The 18,344-nt window shown below is 57.7% G+C and carries 18 protein-coding genes; 2 read left to right on the forward strand and 16 right to left on the reverse strand.

Annotation, left to right across the window (positions count from 1 at the left end; translation table 11 throughout):
• Position 1: 1 nt before the first annotated feature.
• From AC50YL_RS11065 to pdhA, 10 genes are all read right to left on the reverse strand, one after another.
• On the reverse strand, positions 2–1,123 hold the full coding sequence (locus AC50YL_RS11065; protein ID WP_494831880.1) for a hypothetical protein: 1,122 nt from the start codon (positions 1,121–1,123) through the stop codon (positions 2–4).
• Between the two features lie 48 nt (positions 1,124–1,171).
• The gene (locus tag AC50YL_RS11070) at positions 1,172–1,495 is read right to left on the reverse strand and encodes a hypothetical protein (protein WP_494831881.1); all 324 of its coding nucleotides are present in this window, start codon (positions 1,493–1,495) and stop codon (positions 1,172–1,174) included.
• A 99-nt stretch (positions 1,496–1,594) separates the two neighbouring features.
• Positions 1,595–3,082 carry a glutamate synthase subunit beta gene (locus AC50YL_RS11075; RefSeq protein WP_494831882.1) on the reverse strand — a complete coding sequence of 496 codons (1,488 nt, stop codon included), beginning with the start codon at positions 3,080–3,082 and terminating at the stop codon, positions 1,595–1,597.
• A 206-nt stretch (positions 3,083–3,288) separates the two neighbouring features.
• Positions 3,289–3,786 carry a type 3 dihydrofolate reductase gene (gene folA / locus AC50YL_RS11080; protein ID WP_494831883.1) on the reverse strand — a complete coding sequence of 166 codons (498 nt, stop codon included), beginning with the start codon at positions 3,784–3,786 and terminating at the stop codon, positions 3,289–3,291.
• A gap of 44 nt (positions 3,787–3,830) precedes the next feature.
• Entirely contained in the window at positions 3,831–4,793 is a 963-nt protein-coding gene (locus AC50YL_RS11085; RefSeq protein WP_494831884.1) for a thymidylate synthase, read from the reverse strand.
• Positions 4,794–4,850: 57 nt separating this feature from the next.
• Positions 4,851–5,339: an acyl-CoA thioesterase gene (locus tag AC50YL_RS11090; RefSeq protein ID WP_494831886.1), complete on the reverse strand. Its 489-nt coding sequence runs from the start codon at positions 5,337–5,339 to the stop codon at positions 4,851–4,853.
• A 136-nt stretch (positions 5,340–5,475) separates the two neighbouring features.
• Positions 5,476–6,894: a dihydrolipoyl dehydrogenase gene (gene lpdA, locus AC50YL_RS11095; protein ID WP_494831887.1), complete on the reverse strand. Its 1,419-nt coding sequence runs from the start codon at positions 6,892–6,894 to the stop codon at positions 5,476–5,478.
• A 4-nt stretch (positions 6,895–6,898) separates the two neighbouring features.
• Positions 6,899–8,227 (reverse strand): dihydrolipoamide acetyltransferase family protein, encoded by a 1,329-nt coding sequence (locus tag AC50YL_RS11100; RefSeq protein ID WP_494831889.1) that lies wholly within the window; start codon positions 8,225–8,227, stop codon positions 6,899–6,901.
• Between the two features lie 54 nt (positions 8,228–8,281).
• Complete coding sequence (locus tag AC50YL_RS11105; RefSeq protein ID WP_494831891.1) at positions 8,282–9,259, reverse strand: alpha-ketoacid dehydrogenase subunit beta; 978 nt, start codon at positions 9,257–9,259, stop codon at positions 8,282–8,284.
• A 41-nt stretch (positions 9,260–9,300) separates the two neighbouring features.
• Positions 9,301–10,368, reverse strand: a complete 1,068-nt coding sequence (gene pdhA / locus AC50YL_RS11110) for a pyruvate dehydrogenase (acetyl-transferring) E1 component subunit alpha (RefSeq protein ID WP_494831892.1) — start codon at positions 10,366–10,368, stop codon at positions 9,301–9,303.
• A gap of 359 nt (positions 10,369–10,727) precedes the next feature.
• Here pdhA and AC50YL_RS11115 point away from each other — a divergent pair, with 359 nt between their 5' ends.
• Positions 10,728–11,468 (forward strand): alpha/beta hydrolase, encoded by a 741-nt coding sequence (locus AC50YL_RS11115; RefSeq protein ID WP_494831893.1) that lies wholly within the window; start codon positions 10,728–10,730, stop codon positions 11,466–11,468.
• A 91-nt stretch (positions 11,469–11,559) separates the two neighbouring features.
• Here the strand turns inward: AC50YL_RS11115 and AC50YL_RS11120 are convergent, their stop codons facing one another.
• Positions 11,560–12,033 carry a low molecular weight protein-tyrosine-phosphatase gene (locus AC50YL_RS11120; RefSeq protein ID WP_494831894.1) on the reverse strand — a complete coding sequence of 158 codons (474 nt, stop codon included), beginning with the start codon at positions 12,031–12,033 and terminating at the stop codon, positions 11,560–11,562.
• The gene (locus tag AC50YL_RS11125; RefSeq protein ID WP_494832542.1) at positions 12,030–12,710 is read right to left on the reverse strand and encodes a trimeric intracellular cation channel family protein; all 681 of its coding nucleotides are present in this window, start codon (positions 12,708–12,710) and stop codon (positions 12,030–12,032) included. Before AC50YL_RS11125 ends, AC50YL_RS11120 begins: the two co-directional genes overlap by 4 nt.
• 295 nt (positions 12,711–13,005) lie before the next feature.
• Between AC50YL_RS11125 and AC50YL_RS11130 the strand changes: the two genes are divergently transcribed.
• The gene (locus AC50YL_RS11130) at positions 13,006–13,650 is read left to right on the forward strand and encodes a thiamine diphosphokinase (RefSeq protein ID WP_494831895.1); all 645 of its coding nucleotides are present in this window, start codon (positions 13,006–13,008) and stop codon (positions 13,648–13,650) included.
• Positions 13,651–13,732: 82 nt separating this feature from the next.
• Here the strand turns inward: AC50YL_RS11130 and AC50YL_RS11135 are convergent, their stop codons facing one another.
• The 4 genes from AC50YL_RS11135 to AC50YL_RS11150 all read right to left on the reverse strand — a co-directional run bounded on the left by AC50YL_RS11135 (position 13,733) and on the right by AC50YL_RS11150 (position 18,331).
• Complete coding sequence (locus AC50YL_RS11135) at positions 13,733–15,703, reverse strand: endonuclease MutS2 (protein WP_494831897.1); 1,971 nt, start codon at positions 15,701–15,703, stop codon at positions 13,733–13,735.
• A 454-nt stretch (positions 15,704–16,157) separates the two neighbouring features.
• Positions 16,158–16,931 (reverse strand): MBL fold metallo-hydrolase, encoded by a 774-nt coding sequence (locus AC50YL_RS11140; protein ID WP_494831899.1) that lies wholly within the window; start codon positions 16,929–16,931, stop codon positions 16,158–16,160.
• 38 nt (positions 16,932–16,969) lie between these two features.
• Positions 16,970–17,638 carry a GNAT family N-acetyltransferase gene (locus AC50YL_RS11145; protein WP_494831900.1) on the reverse strand — a complete coding sequence of 223 codons (669 nt, stop codon included), beginning with the start codon at positions 17,636–17,638 and terminating at the stop codon, positions 16,970–16,972.
• A gap of 30 nt (positions 17,639–17,668) precedes the next feature.
• The gene (locus AC50YL_RS11150; RefSeq protein ID WP_494831902.1) at positions 17,669–18,331 is read right to left on the reverse strand and encodes a GNAT family N-acetyltransferase; all 663 of its coding nucleotides are present in this window, start codon (positions 18,329–18,331) and stop codon (positions 17,669–17,671) included.
• Positions 18,332–18,344: the final 13 nt, after the last annotated feature.

The raw sequence follows: 18,344 nt of genomic DNA on the forward strand, positions 1-18,344 counted from the left end.
GTTACTTGTCCGTCGTAATCTGGGCGATCATTGCTTTGAACAGGCTGTTCACGCCGTTCGACCAGTTCGTATCCTCCGCGTATTCGCGGTTGATCCATTTGACGGGGTCGACGTTGTCCGGCCGCTCGAAGCTCAAACGGTTAATCGTATTGCCCGCGATTCGCGCGGATTCGTCGATCGTCGTGTTGAACGACTTCCAGCTATAAAACACGTTGAAGGGGTTGTTGGCGATTTTAGCGGCGTTCTTGGCCGTTTTAGGCACGAATCCCTGCTCCTGGCCCGTGATTGCGAACAGCAGCAGCGGATGGATGTCGTGGTCTTTAGCGGCCTTAATAATCGCGCTTAAGTAAGGCTCTTCGGCGAGCAAGGAGGATTTGGTTCGCAAATAACGGACGAGCCTCTGACGATCGACCTCGGCATAGCGCAGATGGTCAGGCAGCGCGTTCTTCAGCTTCACGACCGGAGGCATCTGCACCGGTACCCGCGTTACGACGTGCGAACGTTCGTTCGCGACCGGAGCCGGCCGAAGCGACCACCACCCGTAACCGAGCATCGCCGCGCACAGCACGACGGACATCGCCAAGTAAACGCCCGGCTTCGTTCGCGTCCGATTCGCTCCAGGCAATGCCTGCGCACCATCAATTCCTAGCGAGCTTCGGCCGGCGAGGCGCCCAGGGTCCTGAAGCCCGACGGTTCCGATCACCGCATCCCAGGCCGTTAAGCCCAGTTCGGGCGCAAACGCGATCCGCTTGCCTTCGGCTACGGCCTCCCGGAACAAAGCCGGGGCGATGACGGTACCCAGGCGCTTCTCCGCCCAGGCATGCAGCGGCTCCAGCAGCTCCGGCTCGCCGGCGGCATCCAATTTCATGCAGGCTTCGAAGATAAACGAATCGTTGACGGGCATTCCTCTTCCGGCAACGACGTCCCGCAGCACCGTTCTCATGACGGTCTGCTTCTGTTCTTCCGGAAACTCCGGCAGCTGGCGCAGCACGATGCGCTGCATCGCATCCGCGACGATTTCGGCACGCCGTTCGCTTGGCAAATCGCCGTGCTTATGATGGACGTAATGGCGAATTTTATGGATGTCAGCTCTCGTTAGCACGCCCGCGGCATTGCTGTACATGACATCGCCCTCCTGAACAGTCAAGATCTCAGGATAATAGTACCACAGCTAGTCCTCGTTGCGCGCTAGATTTGCAATGGCAGCCTGCATCTCGCTGCCTGCGACGTACGCGCCGATCTGCTCTTTCTCGTCGGACGTGAATTGGAATTCGCAATCCGTGCCTTCGTCGAGCGGCACGATTTGCGCGATTGCGCCGCCGTGCGTGCAGATGACGAGCGCCGTTAGATCCGCCAGCCCTTCCGGTACCGGCGTACGATCCTCGACCTCGACCGCAAGCTCGATATCGATCCACTGATTGTCGCGGCGCTCCAGGCGCGGTTTGAACGATCGGAACTTCAACTGCGTGACGGTTTCGGAACCATATTGTATCACGATGGTCACTCCTTTCAAGTAGGCGCAACGAAATAAAAAGCGCCCGAGGGGCGCTTAATTTCATAAATGGGTTACATTGGATCGCGTATGAAGGTGAATTTAAGGAAGCATCGAAGATCCCATCAAATAGCGGTCCACTTCGCGGGCAGCCTCGCGGCCTTCGTTGATCGCCCACACGACGAGGCTTTGTCCGCGGCGCATGTCGCCGGCGGCGAACACTTTATCCACGTTCGTTCTGTATTTGCCGTAAACCGCCTTCACGTTGGAACGACGGTCCTGCTCCAAGCCGAGCTTCTGGATCAGCGTATTCTCCGGTCCTTCGAAGCCAACCGCGATCAGTACGAGATCGGCCGGCCATACTTTCTCCGTGCCCGGGATCTCTTTGTAGATCTTGCGGCCGGTTTCGTCCACCGTACGCTCGATTTGCACCGTGTGCAGTTCCTTCAGCTTGCCGTTCTCGTCGCCGACGAATTTCTTCGTCAGCACGGAGAAAGCGCGCGGATCTTCGCCGTACAGTGCGCGAGCTTCCTCTTGCGCGTAATCGAGCGTGTAGACGTTCGGGAATTGCGGCCAAGGGTTCTTGTCGTTATCGCGCGCAAGCGGAGCTTTGCCGTGCGTACCGAATTGGGTAACGGTTTTGCAGCCGTGGCGGAGCGCCGTAGCCACGCAGTCCGTACCCGTATCGCCGCCGCCGATAACGATGACGTCTTTGCCTTCCGCGTTGATATAGTTGCCGTCTTCCAAATTGGAATCCAGGTAGCTCTTGATCGTGCCGTTCAGGTAATCCATCGCCATATGAACCCCGTTCAAATCGCGGCCTTCGATCTCGACGTCGCGCGCTTTCGTAGCGCCTCCGCAAAGGACGACGGCATCGAATTCATTCATCAGCTGCTCGGCCGGAACGTTCGTGCCGACTTCGGCGTTGGTCACGAAATTGATGCCTTCCGCTTCGAGAAGATCGACGCGGCGCTGCACGACCTTCTTGTCCAGCTTCATCGTCGGAATGCCGTACGTGAGCAATCCGCCGATTCGGTCGGCACGTTCGTAGACCGTAACGTTATGGCCGGCTTTGTTCAATTGCGCCGCCGTCGCAAGTCCCGCAGGACCCGAACCGACGACCGCGACTTTCTTCCCGGTGCGCATGTGAGGCGGCTGCGGTACGACCCAGCCTTCCTCGAAGCCTTTATCGATGATCGCCGATTCGATCGTCTTGATCGTGACGGCGTCGCCGATGAGGCCGACGGTACAGGAGCCTTCGCACGGCGCCGGGCATACGCGACCGGTGAACTCCGGGAAATTGTTCGTTTTATGCAAACGGTCGAGCGCTTCGCGCCACAGTCCGCGATAAATGAGATTGTTCCATTCCGGGATCAGGTTGTTGACCGGACAGCCGGAAGTGCCGCCCGGAAGCTCGATGCCGGTATGGCAGTATGGCGTACCGCAATCCATGCAGCGCGCGCCTTGCGTTTTCAGTTGATCGTCGCTGAAATGCTTATGAAATTCATTCCAATCCTTGATCCGTTCCAGCGGATCCCGGTCAGCAGGCAGCTCGCGTTTGTAGTCCATAAATCCTGTAGGTGTAGACATGATCGCTTTCCTCCATCCATTTTCCCATTGCCGAATGTTCGTATTCTCTCTCAAAACTATATCGAGAAAACCACTATTATTCAATATCAAACTTTCCCATAAACTATTTCCAATATCGTAGCAATAAGGTCCTATTCATTAAATGGATTTTCCGTACAATCATTTGCACTTTGTAACATAATGTTCGACGTTTGGCGCAGCAGCCTTCAGTTGGCGGACTTCGTCCTCACGTAGGTAACGATGGTGAAATCGTAGGCGTTTTTCTCGTCTCGAGCATGGAAATCACGGTTCTCGACCCGCCACTCCGATTCGTCGAAGTCCGGAAACCGGGTATCTCCTTCTAAGGATGCCTCCACCTCGGTGAGCAGCAGCTTGTCCGCATGGGGCAGGAATTGCTTGTAGATCTCCGCGCCGCCGATAATCATCAGCTCGTCTTCCCCGCCGAATGCCGATATCGCGTCATCAACGGAATGCACGGTCTCCGCGCCCTCCGGCGCATAAGCCTCGCTGCGCGTCAGCACCACGTTGCGCCTGTTCTTGAGCGGGCCGCCGAACGACTCGAACGTCTTCCTTCCCATGATCACGGTCTTGCCGGCCGTCGACCGGCGAAAATGCGCCATCTCTGCCGGCAGATGCCAAGGCATCGCATTGTCGATGCCGATGACGCGGTCGCGTGCCATCGCGGCAATCATCGTCATGCTCATCTTTCCGTCACGCTCCCTTCGGCTGCTTGCCGATCTTCGAATGTTTACACCGCGACGGGCGCTTTAATGGAAGGATGCGGCTCGTAGCCTTCTATTTGAATGTCGTCGACTTCGAAATCGAAGACGGACGAAACATCCGGATTCAGCTTCAATGCCGGAAGCGGCTTCGGCTCGCGGCCGAGCTGGGTATCGATTTGGTCCAAGTGGTTCAAATAGATATGCGCATCCCCGATCGTATGCACGAACTCGCCGACGTCCAGTCCGCATTCCTGCGCGATCATATGCGTCAGGAGCGCATAGCTCGCGATATTGAACGGAATGCCGAGGAAAATGTCGCCGCTGCGCTGGTACAGCTGGCAGGACAGCTTATTGTCCGCCACGTAGAATTGGAACATCGTGTGGCACGGAGGCAGCGCGGAACGCTGCGGCGTCGCGTCTTCCGGCGACCAAGCCGTCACGAGCAGCCGCCTGGAATCCGGATTGCGTTTGATTTCCGCGATGACGTTCTGGAGCTGGTCGATCGTCTCCCCTTGCGACGTCTGCCATCTTCGCCACTGCTTTCCGTACACGTTGCCGAGGTCCCCGAATTCGGCCGCAAAATGCTCGTCGTTCAGGATGCGCGCCACGAACAGCTGCTCCTGTTCCTGGTAAAGCCGATTGAACTCTTCGTCCTGCTGCGAACGCAAGCCGAAGTTCGTCATGTCCGGCCCTTCATAGGCGTCGCTCTCGACCCATTTCTTGAATGCCCACTCGTTCCATATATGGTTCCGATGCTGAAGCAGGTAACGAATATTCGTATCGCCCTTCATGAACCACAGGAGTTCGCTCGCGATCAAGCGAAGCGGCACCCGCTTGGTCGTCAGAAGCGGAAAGCCCGCTTTCAAATCAAAGCGCATCTGGTAGCCGAAGACCGACAGCGTCCCCGTTCCGGTCCGGTCTTCCTTCCGCGCGCCATGCTTCAACACATGCCGAAGCAAATCCAAGTATTGCTGTTCGCTTGTACTCAACCTCATTCCACTCCCGTTCCTCAGCGAATGACGCCGAATGCTATTTCTGTTATTTTATCACTTTATGTCGGTTCTGTCCCGCTTTCGCTGCATGCGAAGCTCATATCGGGCAGGCGCCGAGCCGTGAAGCGCCCGTTCTTCGTCCGTCTCCGGAATCACGGCCGCGACCGGCTTCGGCTTGCCGTTCTCGTCCAGCGCGACGAACGAGAAGAACGCGGTAACCGCCGTTTTGCGTTCCCCGGTGTAGAGGTTCTCCGTCTCCACCTTCACGTAAATTTCCATGGAGCTTCGGTGCGTCCAAGTTACGTACGCCTCGACGTCGATCACGTCGCCCACCCGGATCGGCGCAACGAAATCCAGGCTGTCCGTCGACGCGGTCACGACCGGCCCTCTGGCATGCCGCATGCTGGTAATCGCCGCGATCTTGTCCATATACTCCATGACCTTGCCGCCGAACATCGTGCCGTGATAATTCGTATCGGACGGAAAAATCAGCTGCATCATGGTGGATCGGGATTCGCTGGTCGGTTTGCTGTTTTCGGACATGCCGGTCACCACTCCTTCTGTTCTGCTGCCAAACCGAGGCTCGGCTATGTAAAAAGAGGCCCGCCGCAGAACAACTGCGGCGTGACCTCTTCGCTCTTATCCGTAATAAGCTATGCGATTGTTCCGGTATGCGTGATTATTTCTTCGCGATGGCGTGAATCGGGTGGCCAAGCGCGACTTCCACGGCATCCAAAACGATCTCGCCGAGCGTCGGATGCGCATGTATCGTAAGCGCGATGTCTTCGAGGGTCGCACCCATTTCGATGGCCAAGCCGAGCTCCGCGATCATGTTGGACGCTTCGATGCCGGCGATTTGCGCGCCGAGGACGATGCCGTTATCCGCATCCGCGATGATTTTGACGAAGCCTTCGTTTACGCCAAGCGACAATGCGCGTCCGTTGATGTTGAACGGGAATTTGCCCGCTTTGACATTATAGCCTTTTTCCTTCGCTTCCTTCTCGCTGTAGCCGACGCTGGAGCATTCCGGATCGGAGAAGACGACGAGCGGGATGCATTTGTAGTCGATTTTGCTAGGCTGTCCTGCAATGGCTTCAGCCGCGACGCGGCCTTCGTACATCGCTTTGTGCGCAAGCGCCGGACCCGGAATGATGTCGCCGATCGCATAGATATGCGGAATGCTTGTCCGGCATTGGTCGTCAACCTCGATCAGACCGCGGTCCGACATCTTGAGGTTGATCAGGTCAAGGCCAAGCTCGCCGTCGGTGTTCGGACGGCGTCCGACCGTTACGAGCAGGTAGTCTGCCGTGACTTGCTTGTCTTCGCCGCCGACCGTGTAAGTCACGGTGACGTCTTTGTCCGTTTGCTCCGCGCTCTTCGCTTGCGCGCCGGTCACGATCTCGGCTTTGGCGCCTTTGAGTTTCTTGGCGACAAGCGAGGACATATCGGAATCGAAGCCTGGCAGGATCGTATCGGAACCCTCGATGATCGTCACTTGCGTCCCGAATTTCGAGTACATTTGGCCAAGTTCGATACCGATGTAGCCGCCGCCGATCACGACGAGGCTCTTCGGAATTTCCGGCAGCGACAGCGCTTCTGTCGAAGACACGATGCGTCCGCCGTAAGGGAATGCTTTCAGCTCGATCGGACGGGAACCGGTCGCGATGATGCAGTTCTTGAACCGGTAACGAGGCGCTTCCTGCTCGTTGAAGACGCGGGCTTCGTTCTCGCTGATGAACATCACTTCACCGGCAAAGTATTGGATTTTGTTCGCTTTGAGGAGCGAAGCGACGCCGCCCGTCAATTTCTTGACGACGCCGTTCTTGAACTCCTGCACCTTGCTCCATTCCACCTTTACGTCGGATGCCGTGATGCCGAACTCGGAAGCGTGGCTGATGGATTCGTATTGATGGGAAGCGGAGATGAGCGCCTTGGATGGAATGCATCCGACGTTCAAGCACACGCCGCCGACATATTGTTTATCTACGACAAGCACGTTTTGACCGAGCTGCGCCGCGCGGATCGCCGCAACGTAGCCCCCTGGTCCAGCACCAATGACAAGCAAATCGATATCGAGTGTAGCATCGCCCACGACCATAGTTTTAGACCTCCATTACTAGTAATTGCGGATCAGCAAGCAGCTGTTTGATGTAATTCATGAAGTGTTGAGCTGTCGCGCCGTCAATCAGACGGTGGTCAAAGCTAAGGGACAGCGCCATGACTTGGCCAATAACGATCTCGCCGTTCTTGACGACCGGCTTCTCGGAGATGCGGCCCGTGCCGAGAATCGCGACTTCAGGGAAATTGATGACCGGGGTGAAGAACATGCCGCCCGCGGAACCGATATTCGTGATGCTGATCGTGCTGCCGCGCATTTCTTGCGCGCTCAGCTTGCCGTCGCGCGCTTTGACCGCGAGATCGCGAATCGCGTCGGCAACCATCCATACATTCTTGCGATCGGCATCCGGAATGACCGGAACGACCAGACCGTTATCCGTATCGGTTGCGATACCGATATTGTAGTATTTCTTGTACACGATTTCTTGCTTCTCTTCGTCGAGCATCGCGTTCACGATCGGGAACTCTCTGCAGGCCGCGACGAGCGCCTTCACGATGAACGGCAGGTACGTCAGCTTGACGCCCTTCTTCTCGGCGAGCGGCTTCGCTTTCGCGCGAAGCTCGACAAGCGCCGTCACGTCCACTTCGTCCATGATCGTCACATGCGGAGCCGTGTAAACGGATTTGACCATCGCGTTCGCGATCGCTTTGCGAATGCCTTTGAACGGAACGCGCTCTTCCGTGCGGTCGCCGATAGGCGCTGCCGCTGCCGGAGCCGATTTCGTCTCCGCTGCAGGTGCCGCCGCCGCCGCATCTTGGGATGCAGGCGCGCTAGCAGCGCCGCCGCCCGAAGCAAACGCCGTGATATCTTCGCGCGTGATGCGGCCGTTCTTGCCCGAGCCCGCTACGGTCGAGATATCCACGCCTTGCTCGCGGGAGAATTTGCGTACGCTCGGCGTCGCCAGAACGAGACCGCCCGCCGGTTTCGAGGCCGGAGCCGCTGCCGGGACTGCCGCAGGCGATGCCGCCTTCGGAGCTTCCGGCGCAGGCGCTTCGGTTTTCGGCGCTTCCGCAGCCGGTGCGGGAGCGCTGTCGTTGCCGCCTGCCGGAGCGGCCTGTTCAGGCACTTCGCCTTCGGCGTCGATAACGGCTACGATATCGCCTACGTGGCAAACCTGGCCGTCTTTCACGAGGACTTCCAGCACTTTGCCGTTTACAGGACAAGGAACCTCGACGATCGCCTTGTCGTTCTGCACTTCCATGATGATATCTTCGTCCGTTACCGTATCGCCGGGCTTGATATGCATTTTTACGATTTCGCCTTCATGCAGGCCTTCGCCCAACTCCGGGAAACGATATTCAAACTTTGCCACGTCCCGTGACCTCCTTCCAGGTCTCACGACCTGTCTTTGTCGTCTAGCGGTGCTTTAAAAGTTCAGAACTTGGTTAGCGGCCTTCACGATGCGATCCACGTTGGGCAGCCAGCTGTCTTCGATTTGAGCGAACGGATACACCGTATCCGGACCCGCGACGCGAAGGACCGGCGCTTCCAGGTGAAGGATGGCATGCTCGTTGATTTGCGCGATGATCTCGGCAGCGGCGCCTGACGTTTTTTGCGCTTCCTGCACCACGATGGCGCGATTCGTTTTCTGAATGGAAGCGACGATCGTCTCGATATCGAGCGGAAGCAGCGTGCGAAGGTCGATGACCTCGGCCTTGACGCCGTTTTTCTCGAGCTCGTCGGCTGCTTTTTGAGCCGTGTGGACCATCAGGCCGTATGCGATGATCGTCACGTCGGCGCCTTCGCGAACGACGTTCGCTTTGCCGATCTCGACCGTATACGCTTCTTCCGGCACTTCCGCGCGGAACGCATGGTACAGGTTCAAGTGTTCCATGAAGAACACGGGATCGTTATCCCGGATCGCCGCGACGAGAAGGCCTTTGGCGTCGTACGGGTTAGAAGGCACGATGACTTTGATGCCCGGCGTTTGGATCGCCAAGCCTTCCAACGAGTCGGTGTGGAGCTCGGCCGCTTTCACGCCGCCGCCGAACGGCGTGCGGAATACGATCGGCGCATTGTAGCGTCCGCCGGAACGGTAACGCATGCGCGCCGCCTGTACGAACATTTGGTCAAGGGCCTCATAGATAAAGCCCACGAATTGGATTTCCGCCACGGGACGGAAGCCTTGGATCCCCATGCCGACCGCCATGCCCGCGATCGCGGATTCCGCCAGCGGCGTATCGAATACGCGCTCTTCCCCGAATTCCCCTTGCAGGCCTTCCGTCGCGCGGAAAACTCCGCCGACTTTACCGACGTCTTCACCGAAAACGATTACGTTCGGATCGTTCTTAAGCTCCACGCGCATTGCATCGCGGATCGCTTCTTTCATGTTCATTTGAGCCATTGTCGCGAGTTCCTCCTTAGCTTGCTTCTATATGCATCCCATTATTGAAAATCGGCTTTTTGCGCTTCCAGGTGAGCCGGCGTCGTTTCGAACATGGAGTCGATCAAACCGCCGACCGTCATTTTCTCCGTCGCTTCCGCCTTTTTGATGTTCTCGTTGACGGACGCTTTCGCTTCCTCTTTCACGCGGGCCGTGTCTTCGTCCGTCCACAGGCCTTTCTTCTCGAGGAATTTGGCGAAACGCGCGATCGGATCCTTCAAGCTCCATTCGCCTTCTTCGTCCTTCGTGCGGTATTTCGTCGTGTCATCCGCCATGGAATGCGGACGGAAGCGGTACGTGATCATTTCGATCAACGTCGCGCCTTCGCCGTTGCGGCCGCGCTCGGCGGCTTCTGATACCGCTTTATAGACGGCCAGAACGTCCATGCCGTCGACTTGCACGCCGCGAACGCCGGCTGCAAGCGCTTTGTGCGCGATGGATTGGGCTGCCGTTTGTTTCGCGAACGGCGTCGTGATGGCATAGCCGTTGTTTTGCACGACGTAAATGACGGGAAGCTTGAAAGCGCCCGCGAAGTTCAAGCCTTCGTAGAAATCGCCCTCGGAGGAACCGCCGTCGCCCGTATACGTGATGGCTACGCGTTTCTCGCCTTTCTTCTTAAAGGCCATCGCAACGCCCGTAGCATGCAGAATCTGTGCGCCGATGATGATTTGCGGCATAAGAACGTGAACGCCCTCGGGAACTTGGCCGCCATGCTGATGGCCGCGGGAGTAGAGGAACGCTTGGTACAGCGGGAGGCCGTGCCATACGATTTGCGGCATGTCGCGGTAGCCCGGGCAGACGAAATCGTCTTTGTTCAGGGCATATTCGCTGCCTACCATGGATGCTTCTTGACCGGAAACGGGGGCATAGAAGCCCAGGCGTCCTTGACGGCCCAGGTTGACGGCACGCTCATCCCACGTGCGGGTGAAAACCATGCGGTACATTATTTCTTTCAGTTGCTCGTCCGTCAAATTCGGCATGTACGCCTCGTTAACGACTTCTCCTTCAGGAGACAAGACGGAAAGCGGGGTTACCGGCTCCGAATGAACTTCGTAAGGCAGCTTGCTCATATTGTTCACCTCAGTTGAATATTTGAAAAAACATGTAGCTCTGTTATAGAATGATTATAAACCTGTTTAACCGAAATGGTCAAAGCATAAAGCACTAAAATCCGCTGTACTCGCCAATATTTTCTCTATAAACCTGCTAAATTGTATATGTAACAGATGTGAATTATTCATAGTACAGCATAATACAACAGCAGAAATTCCCATTGGACAACCTTGGTTAGCCTCCCTATTGTTTACCCAAACTGTTCCTAATCCATGCAATGCGATTCAGCAATCGTTTACCAAACGACGCCTTCAAACAAGCTGTTTCGAATATTCGAACATCGAACATTCGAACAATCGAAAGGAGATTTCATCTCATGACGGATCAACGCTATTTAAAACGAACGGTCGTGAAAGAAGTCGTAACCAGCCGCTATTTGCCGGAAGAATCCCGCAACCTCCGCGTTTATTTGCCGCCGGGCTACAGCGAACTGCTGAGCTACCCCGTCGTCTATTGCCAGGACGGCGAACAATTTTTCAATTTCGGCCGGATCGCGACGATCGCGAACCAGCTCATACTTGACGAGGGCATCGAGCCCTTTATCATCGTCGGCGTCGACGTCGACCTGAAGCTCCGTACGGCGGAGTATGCTCCGGACGGCGACAGGCATCATGCGTACGTATCGTTTTTCGGCGAAGAGCTGATTCCGTTCATAGAAGGCAAATATCCGATCCGGCAAGAGTCGGAGTCGCGCATACTGGCGGGCGATTCGCTCGGCGGATCGGTCAGCTTTCATATCGCGCTGGCTTATCCCAAATTGTTCCATCAAATTATTTCCTTCTCGGGCGCCTTTTATCCCGCCTCGCTGGAAATCGCCGAACAGGCCGGGGATCTCAGTCCGCTCGCGCTCTATATGATCGTCGGCCTGCAGGAGACGGCTTTCAAATCCGACCACGGTATCTTTAATTTCGTCGAGTTGAACCGCGAGATGCGGCAGATTCTCGAGAACAAGGGCGCTTCGACCATCTACGGCGAGCATGACGGCGATCACATCTGGGGCTTCTGGCAGCAATTCATACCCGAGGCGCTGCGTACGTTTCTGCGCATGGAAAGTTGAAGCTCGTCCTTGGCGGCGCGCGCATGAAAAACCGGAAGCTCCCAAAGCGGGACTTCCGGTTTTTGTCGTTGCCGCGCTATACGGAAATTCGTTAGCCTCGTTCTTGCCGGATTTTCGCCAGCAAGTTTTTGCACCCTTCTTCCACCAGCGCGTACACTTCATCGAAATTTCCGGTATAATACGGATCCGGGACGTCGTTGCTTGATTTGCCAGGCACGAGATCCATGAATTTGAACACCTTCGCGCTGCCGTCCGCCTTGCTGCCGAACACTTTTCTGACGTCGCGCTCGTTGGCGCTGTCCATGCAGACGATATAGTCGAAATTATTGAAATCGTCCAGCAGCACCTGCCGGGCGCGGATTCCTTCGTACGAGATGCCGTACCGGTCCAGCAAGGCGCGCGTCCCTTCGTGGGGAGGCTTGCACAGATGCCAGTCCCCCGTTCCCGCGGAATCGACCTCGATCCGGTCTTCCAGTCCGCCCGCTTGCAGCTGATGCCGGAATACCGCTTCCGCCATCGGCGAACGGCATATATTGCCGAGACATACAAACAATACCCGAATCATGGCCGATCTCCTTCCTTATGTTCGTTCTTCGCGGCCGCCGCGCGTTCTTCTTCCGCGAACACCGACTGCGACAGCGCGTATTTCAGCGAACGTCTCGGCAGCCGCCATCCGTGATGCACCGACAGCATGCGGAAAGCGATCACGATCACGAACAGCACGAACAACTGCACCGGCGATTTGAACCAGCCGAGACCGATGGCGGCGCCGGCGCACATGGCCCAGACCGCGTAAATCTCGTCCCGCAGCACGAGCGGCTTTCGGCCGGCGAGCACGTCGCGGATCATGCCGCCGCCGATGCCCGTCAGCATCGCGGCTACGATGACCGCGCTGATCGGATATTTGCCCGTCGCATACAAGGCGCCTTGTATCGCGAAAGCCGACAGCCCGATGGCGTCGAAGAACGCTTCGCTCTTTTTCCAGGTTTGGATCCATTTGAGCGGGAGGACGAACGCGACGGTCATGGCAATGACGGCCGTCTTGAGCAGCATGCCCTGCGTCCAAATCGTCGTGATCGGCATGCCGATCAAAAGATTCCGGATGATGCCGCCGCCGAATGCCGTGACGAGTCCGAGCACGTAGACGCCCAGAATATCGTACTCCTCTTCCATGGCCACGATCGCGCCGCTGACAGCAAACGCAATCGTGCCGATAATGCTGAATACCGTAAAAATTTCCATATTCATCGCTGCATTCATCTCATGTTGCCTCCGAGAACTCCGCACTATTCTTAAATCCTTTCTATTTTAGCCGCGGGCGCCGCAATCTTCAAGCGTAATTTGCTGCATGGCGTCTGGTCAACGGCGTCAGGCGGACGTATACTGGCTAAAGCAGGTCCAGGCGTACAATACGGGCTGCGTACGAATGCCGTGCCATTACGATGAGAACACGGCATTTATGCAGAAGAGACACAGCATGCATCACATGGCGTGCACATCGCAGCATCCATACCATCGAAAGGCGGCAACAACGAACATGAAGGATAAACGCATCGTCATCGTGACGGGCGGTCGGCTGGGGGATTGGGCGCTTCCCTTGATCGATCCCGACACCGATTATATCATCGGGGCCGACGCGGGCGCCTTATTCCTGGTCCGTCACGGGATTCGGCCCGACATCGCGCTCGGCGATTTCGATTCCGTCACCCCGAAGGAATTCGAATGGATCCGCCGGAACAGCGCAGAAACGCATGATTACGACCCCGTGGACAAGGACTATACCGACACCGAGCTCGCCTGGCGTCTCGCTGTTGCCAAGGGGCCGCGCGAAATCATGATGGTCGGGGCGCTCGGAACGCGCTTCGACCACACGCTCGCGAACGTGCACCTGCTTCGCTTCGCGGCGCGGGAAGGCGTTCCGGCCTTCTTGGCGGACGAACACAACCGAATCCGGCTCGCGTCCGGAGAACTGCGGCTCAAGAACGGGGAATTCGCATATATCTCCCTGCTGCCGCTGACCGAAACCGTAACGGGAATTACGCTGACCGGCTTTCAATACCCGCTCCGCGAGGCGACCATCGAGATCGGACAATCCATCGGCATCAGCAACAAATTGCTGGCCGAAGAAGGGAAGATCGTCCTTAGAGACGGATTGCTGCTCGTCATCGAGAGCCGGGACTGAGAGCCGCTGCCGACGCGCTTGTTCAATCCCTCGGCTGGGTCTAAATTGCCGTAGGCGCATTCGCAGCGAATCGCGTTGCGCATTACTTATCCGCATCTTCGCCAGGCGTTACGATCGTAATGCCCGGCGCGTGCTTCCGTCCCATCAGCCTGCGTTTTTTCCGGTTTTCTTTCGACTCGAATACGATATCCATGTCATAGTCTCCCTCCGGATACATCTCCGATCCGGCAATATAGAGCGACAGCCGTTTGCGGTTGAACGCCAGCTTGTTCCCCTGCACTTGAACGACGACCTCCCCCCGCTCGTCGGCCGCGCGGTAGACGATCCCCGTCCTCCGAAGCGGATAGATCCATACGCAGTCCCCGACCTCGAAAGGACGCTTCGCCTTCCGTTCTTCCGCTTCGCGCGAATCGGCATGTTCGGTCGCAGCCTTGCTCCGACTTCGCGGGCTCGCTTGCCGTTCCGCGGACGGCCTCGCGACAGATCCCGATTCCGCCGGTAGCGGCTCCTCCCCGGCCAGCTCGCGAACCGATTGTCCAGCTCGCTGTTCCGCGCGGGTCACGACCCGATCCGGCAAGCCGAACCGCCTCGCGATGGCGAAGGCGTAGCTGTCCCCGGCCTCGCCGATCTCCAATCGGTAGAGCGGCATCAGCGTGCCGGCGTCGAAAGCCATCCGCGCATTCGTGCAGCCGTCCGTAGCGGAAGCAAACCGTTTAATCTCGTTAAAATGCGTCGTCGCCGCCACGAGCGATCCCCGCTGCAGCAGTTCTTCCAGCACCGCGATCGACAAGGCGATCCCTTCGCCGGGGTCCGTCCCCGCGGCAAGTTCGTCGAGCAGGATGAGCGATCTGCCGTTTGCGGCCTTCAGCATTTCGCTGAGGCATGCCATATGCGCGGAGAAGGTGCTGAGCGACTGCTCGATGCTTTGCCCGTCGCCAACATCGGCGAGTATGACCTCGAACAGTCCCATTTCCGTTCCCCGTTCCGCCGGCAGGAGCAAGCCCGACTGGCACATCAGAGCGAAAAGGCCCAGCGTCTTGAGCGCGACCGTTTTGCCGCCGGTGTTCGGTCCCGTGATGATCAATTGCCGCCAATCGCCGCCGATCTCGACGGACAAGGGCACGGCCTTCTTTCCGAGCAGGGGATGCCGCGCGCCCTCCAAGCGAACGAAGGGACGGTCCGCGAGCTGCGGGGCGATCCCCGCGTACGTCCGCCCGAGCTTTCCCCGCGCGAAAATAAAATCGAACGTCGCCATCGCCTCGGCATTCCAACGGAAGGCATCGGCATGCGCTTCCGCCAAGTCCGACAGCCCCGCCAGAATCAGCATCCGTTCACGCTCCTCCTCGCTTTTCCACAGCTGCAGCTCCGCCTGCAAATCGGACACGTCGGCAGGCTCGACGAACAACGTTTGGCCGCTGGCGGATTCGTCCCATACGGTTCCCGGCACCTGCCTGCGCAGATCGCGCTTCACGGGAATGACGAATCGGCCGTTCCGTTTGCTGACCAGCTGCTCCTGAAGCGCGCTCTTGTATTTGCCGAGCAGCTGATTCAGCTTCCGTTCGATCCGATCCTCGGCGGCCGCGATATGGCGCCGGATATCCGCGAGTTCGGGACTCGCTTGGTCCGTCAGCGCGCCATGACGGATGCAGCGCGCGAGCTCCCGGACGAGCTCCGGACATTCCTGCATGGAATCGGCATAGCTGCTGATGGTCGGAGCCGCCATGCGCTTGTTGTCCATATAACGCTTCATCTGCGCCACGGAGGTCAGCCACACGGCAAGCTGGCCAAGCTCCTGTTCGGCGAATAGTTTGCCTTTCCCGAGCAGCGACAAGAACGGTCCGATGCCTTCCATCGCGGAGAGCGGCACGCTGGCCCCCGTCGCGAGCAAAGCCGCCGCTTCCTCCGTTTCCTTTAACCAGGCCGCGACCTGACGGTGCCGATAGCTCGGCTCGAGCCGCTCCGCCAGCGTCTTGCCGGCGTCCGATACGGTATACGAAACCAGCATGGCTTTGATCTTTTGGTATTCCAAGGCATTCATCGTCGTTTGATTCATTGCGGCATCCATCCTATTCGTTTTGTTTTTCGATTCGATTTTCGGAACGCAAAAAAACAGGAACGGAAAGCGCATAAACGCCTTCCGTTCCTGTTGGCGGACACGGTATTGCATGCACATGCAGCCCCCTCCGATTGGCGGAGAAAGGCCGCATAGCATGAAAAAAGCGTGCTCGAAGAGCACGCTTTTTCACCGTCCAGCAGGCGGGAAATCGTCATGTTCTTAACTCATTGGCGACGGGTGATCCGAATCCGGCGTAACGAGATAAACCTGCGCCATAACGGGCAAGCCATCTTGTACTCACATTCGGTTCCGTCCCTGGAGACGATAAGCGTCCCAGGATTTATCCAATTTTAGAAGTTAAGAACACCGACACTCATCAAAATTTCCCCTTGCTGCATAAAGTTACTTCTATCTTAGCGGCTGCCCGCCGCAAAAGTCAAGCGGCCGTCGCCTAAACGATAACCGTCAGGCCGGTTCGCGCGAATGCCGAGCCGGCCGGAAGCCCGTAGTCGCGGGTAACGTCGATATCATGCGACATATGCGTAAAATACGTTTTACCGGGCTTTAGCCGATCGACGAGCTCGATTGCTTCCTTTACGTCATACACGGAACGCGTCTCGAACGGATAAGGCTCCTCGTAAAAGCTCGTCCCGAGAATGAGCACATCCACTTCGCGCATCGGATCAAGCTCCTCGCCCTGCAAGGCGATCGAATCCGAGCAGTACGCGAAGCTGCGACCGCCAGCCGCATCCGTGAAGCGAAACGCGTAGGCGAAGCCGTTCCTGCCGTGGTTGACCTTCCAGCAGGATGCCTGCCAACCGCCGAACTTCATCTCGCCGGCAAACGGCACGAATTCGATATGCGCGTTCAGCCACGGATAACGGACGAGGATCTCGTCGATTACGTCCGGCATCGCATAAGCCCTGCCTTTGCGGCCCATCCACCTGCACATGTCCGCGTATTCCGGCAGCCCCGCGATGTGGTCGAAATGCGCATGGGTAATCAGCAAGCCGTCGATATGCCGCAGCTTTGCCGCCTCCATGCCGGTTCGCCAGTCCGGACCGCAATCGATGAGCAGCGTACCGAACGCGTCGTCCGAGAGCTGCACCAACGAACGGAACCTCCGGTTCTCCCCGCCGTTCCTGGCCTCTTCGCAAACCCTGCAAGAACAGTAGACGCGCGGGACGCCAAGGGCGTCTCCCGTCCCCCAAAACGTGATGAACAAGCTGCCGCGCCTCCCTTCGATGTTGCGTGTTCGTAATGTTACAACGGCAGCAGCCGTAATTTCTCGGTCGACTTCAACTGCTCCATCATCGCGTGCCACTCATCCGGTTTGTTCGGCAGCGCGGAGTAATATTGGGTCAGGAAAGCCGTGACGAGCGAGGCAGGCAGTTCCGCAAGGTCCTCGTCGGCCGGCAGGAAGCTGAGATTGAGGCCGCCGACAGCCGATCCGTCTTCTTCCCAGGAAGGGTGCACGTAAGGAAAATCCAAGCGCTGGTAACCGATATGCGAGAGTACTTCGCGCCGGACATAAGGGTTCATGGGATAAATACCGCCGAATTCATAGGTCGCCTGCGCGGGATCGTAGATCTCCGCGAACATGCCGAGAGAGACCGTTCCGCTCTCCGCCGCCAGCCGCTGCAGATCACGCGCGCGGTTGCGGAGCAGGAAGCGGCCGATGCCAAGACCCGGGCGACCGACGATCGTAAAGTCCGTCATGGCTACCCGAAGCGCCGGGTAATACCGATACTCGGTCGTGCCGACCACTTCGCCGTCATGAACGGCAACGTAGACATGGATGCCCTCGTCTTCCAGCGGCGCGCGCCATTTCTCGAACGCCAGTACTTCTTCGGGCGGAAATACGGTCTTCATCAAAGCATGCATTTTCGCGAACAGCGGATGATCGATCGATTGAATGCGTATGTACTCCATTTGTTTTCGCTCCTTTAACGCTATGAATGTTTAAGACAGAAAAGGATTCCGCCACTCCATGAGGGCGGCATGATTGCGGGACTCCTCGTCTTCCAAGTAATTGGGCACGAGGCCGACGGGCAACCGTCCGCAGCGCAGGAGAAACGTGATGACGGGATCGTTGTACCTGCCGGACAATACGCCTGCCACGTATGCTTCCGGCGTCACGTCCTCCGCGACGCGGTGGTAGCCCGGCATGCGCCCGCCGCCCAGCAGCCGCTTCAGCCGCAGATGGACGACCGTTTCGTACATGCTCTGCAGCAGCCATTTGCCGATGCCGGCCTTGCGCATCTCGGGTATGACGCAAATATCCACGATATACAAGGTGTCCCCTAGCGGATCGTGATTGCGGATATAGCCGCCGTCCGTGACGGACGCCCAGCTGTGGTCGGCATGCAGCAGCGCGTCTCCGACCTTGAGTCCCGTGACGGACCCGATAAGCCGTCCGTTCGTCTCTGCGCATAAGGCCCCCTCCGGGAATCGCATGACATGCTCGCGAAGCTGCGCTTCGTTCCACCACAGCTCGGACGGAAACGGCGGCGGAAAGCTCTCCCGCTGAATGGCGATCATGCCGGGGAAATCGGAAAACGTATAATTGCGGATGACGATCTCGATCGGCTTGCCGTCCGAGTACACGATCATTTGCTTGCGCATGTCGACCTTACCT

The sequence above is a fragment of the Paenibacillus sp. J22P277 genome (assembly GCF_059383675.1).

Coding starts and splice junctions, on each gene's coding strand:
- AC50YL_RS11065 (WP_494831880.1), bottom strand. CDS start 1,123: ATGTACAGCAATGCCGCGGGCGTGCTAACGAGAGCTGACATCCATAAA.
- AC50YL_RS11075 (WP_494831882.1), bottom strand. CDS start 3,082: ATGTCTACACCTACAGGATTTATGGACTACAAACGCGAGCTGCCTGCT.
- folA (WP_494831883.1), bottom strand. CDS start 3,786: ATGAGCATGACGATGATTGCCGCGATGGCACGCGACCGCGTCATCGGC.
- AC50YL_RS11090 (WP_494831886.1), bottom strand. CDS start 5,339: ATGTCCGAAAACAGCAAACCGACCAGCGAATCCCGATCCACCATGATG.
- lpdA (WP_494831887.1), bottom strand. CDS start 6,894: ATGGTCGTGGGCGATGCTACACTCGATATCGATTTGCTTGTCATTGGT.
- AC50YL_RS11105 (WP_494831891.1), bottom strand. CDS start 9,259: ATGGCTCAAATGAACATGAAAGAAGCGATCCGCGATGCAATGCGCGTG.
- pdhA (WP_494831892.1), bottom strand. CDS start 10,368: ATGAGCAAGCTGCCTTACGAAGTTCATTCGGAGCCGGTAACCCCGCTT.
- AC50YL_RS11115 (WP_494831893.1), top strand. CDS start 10,728: ATGACGGATCAACGCTATTTAAAACGAACGGTCGTGAAAGAAGTCGTA.
- AC50YL_RS11120 (WP_494831894.1), bottom strand. CDS start 12,033: ATGATTCGGGTATTGTTTGTATGTCTCGGCAATATATGCCGTTCGCCG.
- AC50YL_RS11125 (WP_494832542.1), bottom strand. CDS start 12,710: ATGGAAATTTTTACGGTATTCAGCATTATCGGCACGATTGCGTTTGCT.
- AC50YL_RS11130 (WP_494831895.1), top strand. CDS start 13,006: ATGAAGGATAAACGCATCGTCATCGTGACGGGCGGTCGGCTGGGGGAT.
- AC50YL_RS11135 (WP_494831897.1), bottom strand. CDS start 15,703: ATGAATCAAACGACGATGAATGCCTTGGAATACCAAAAGATCAAAGCC.
- AC50YL_RS11145 (WP_494831900.1), bottom strand. CDS start 17,638: ATGGAGTACATACGCATTCAATCGATCGATCATCCGCTGTTCGCGAAA.
- AC50YL_RS11150 (WP_494831902.1), bottom strand. CDS start 18,331: ATGCGCAAGCAAATGATCGTGTACTCGGACGGCAAGCCGATCGAGATC.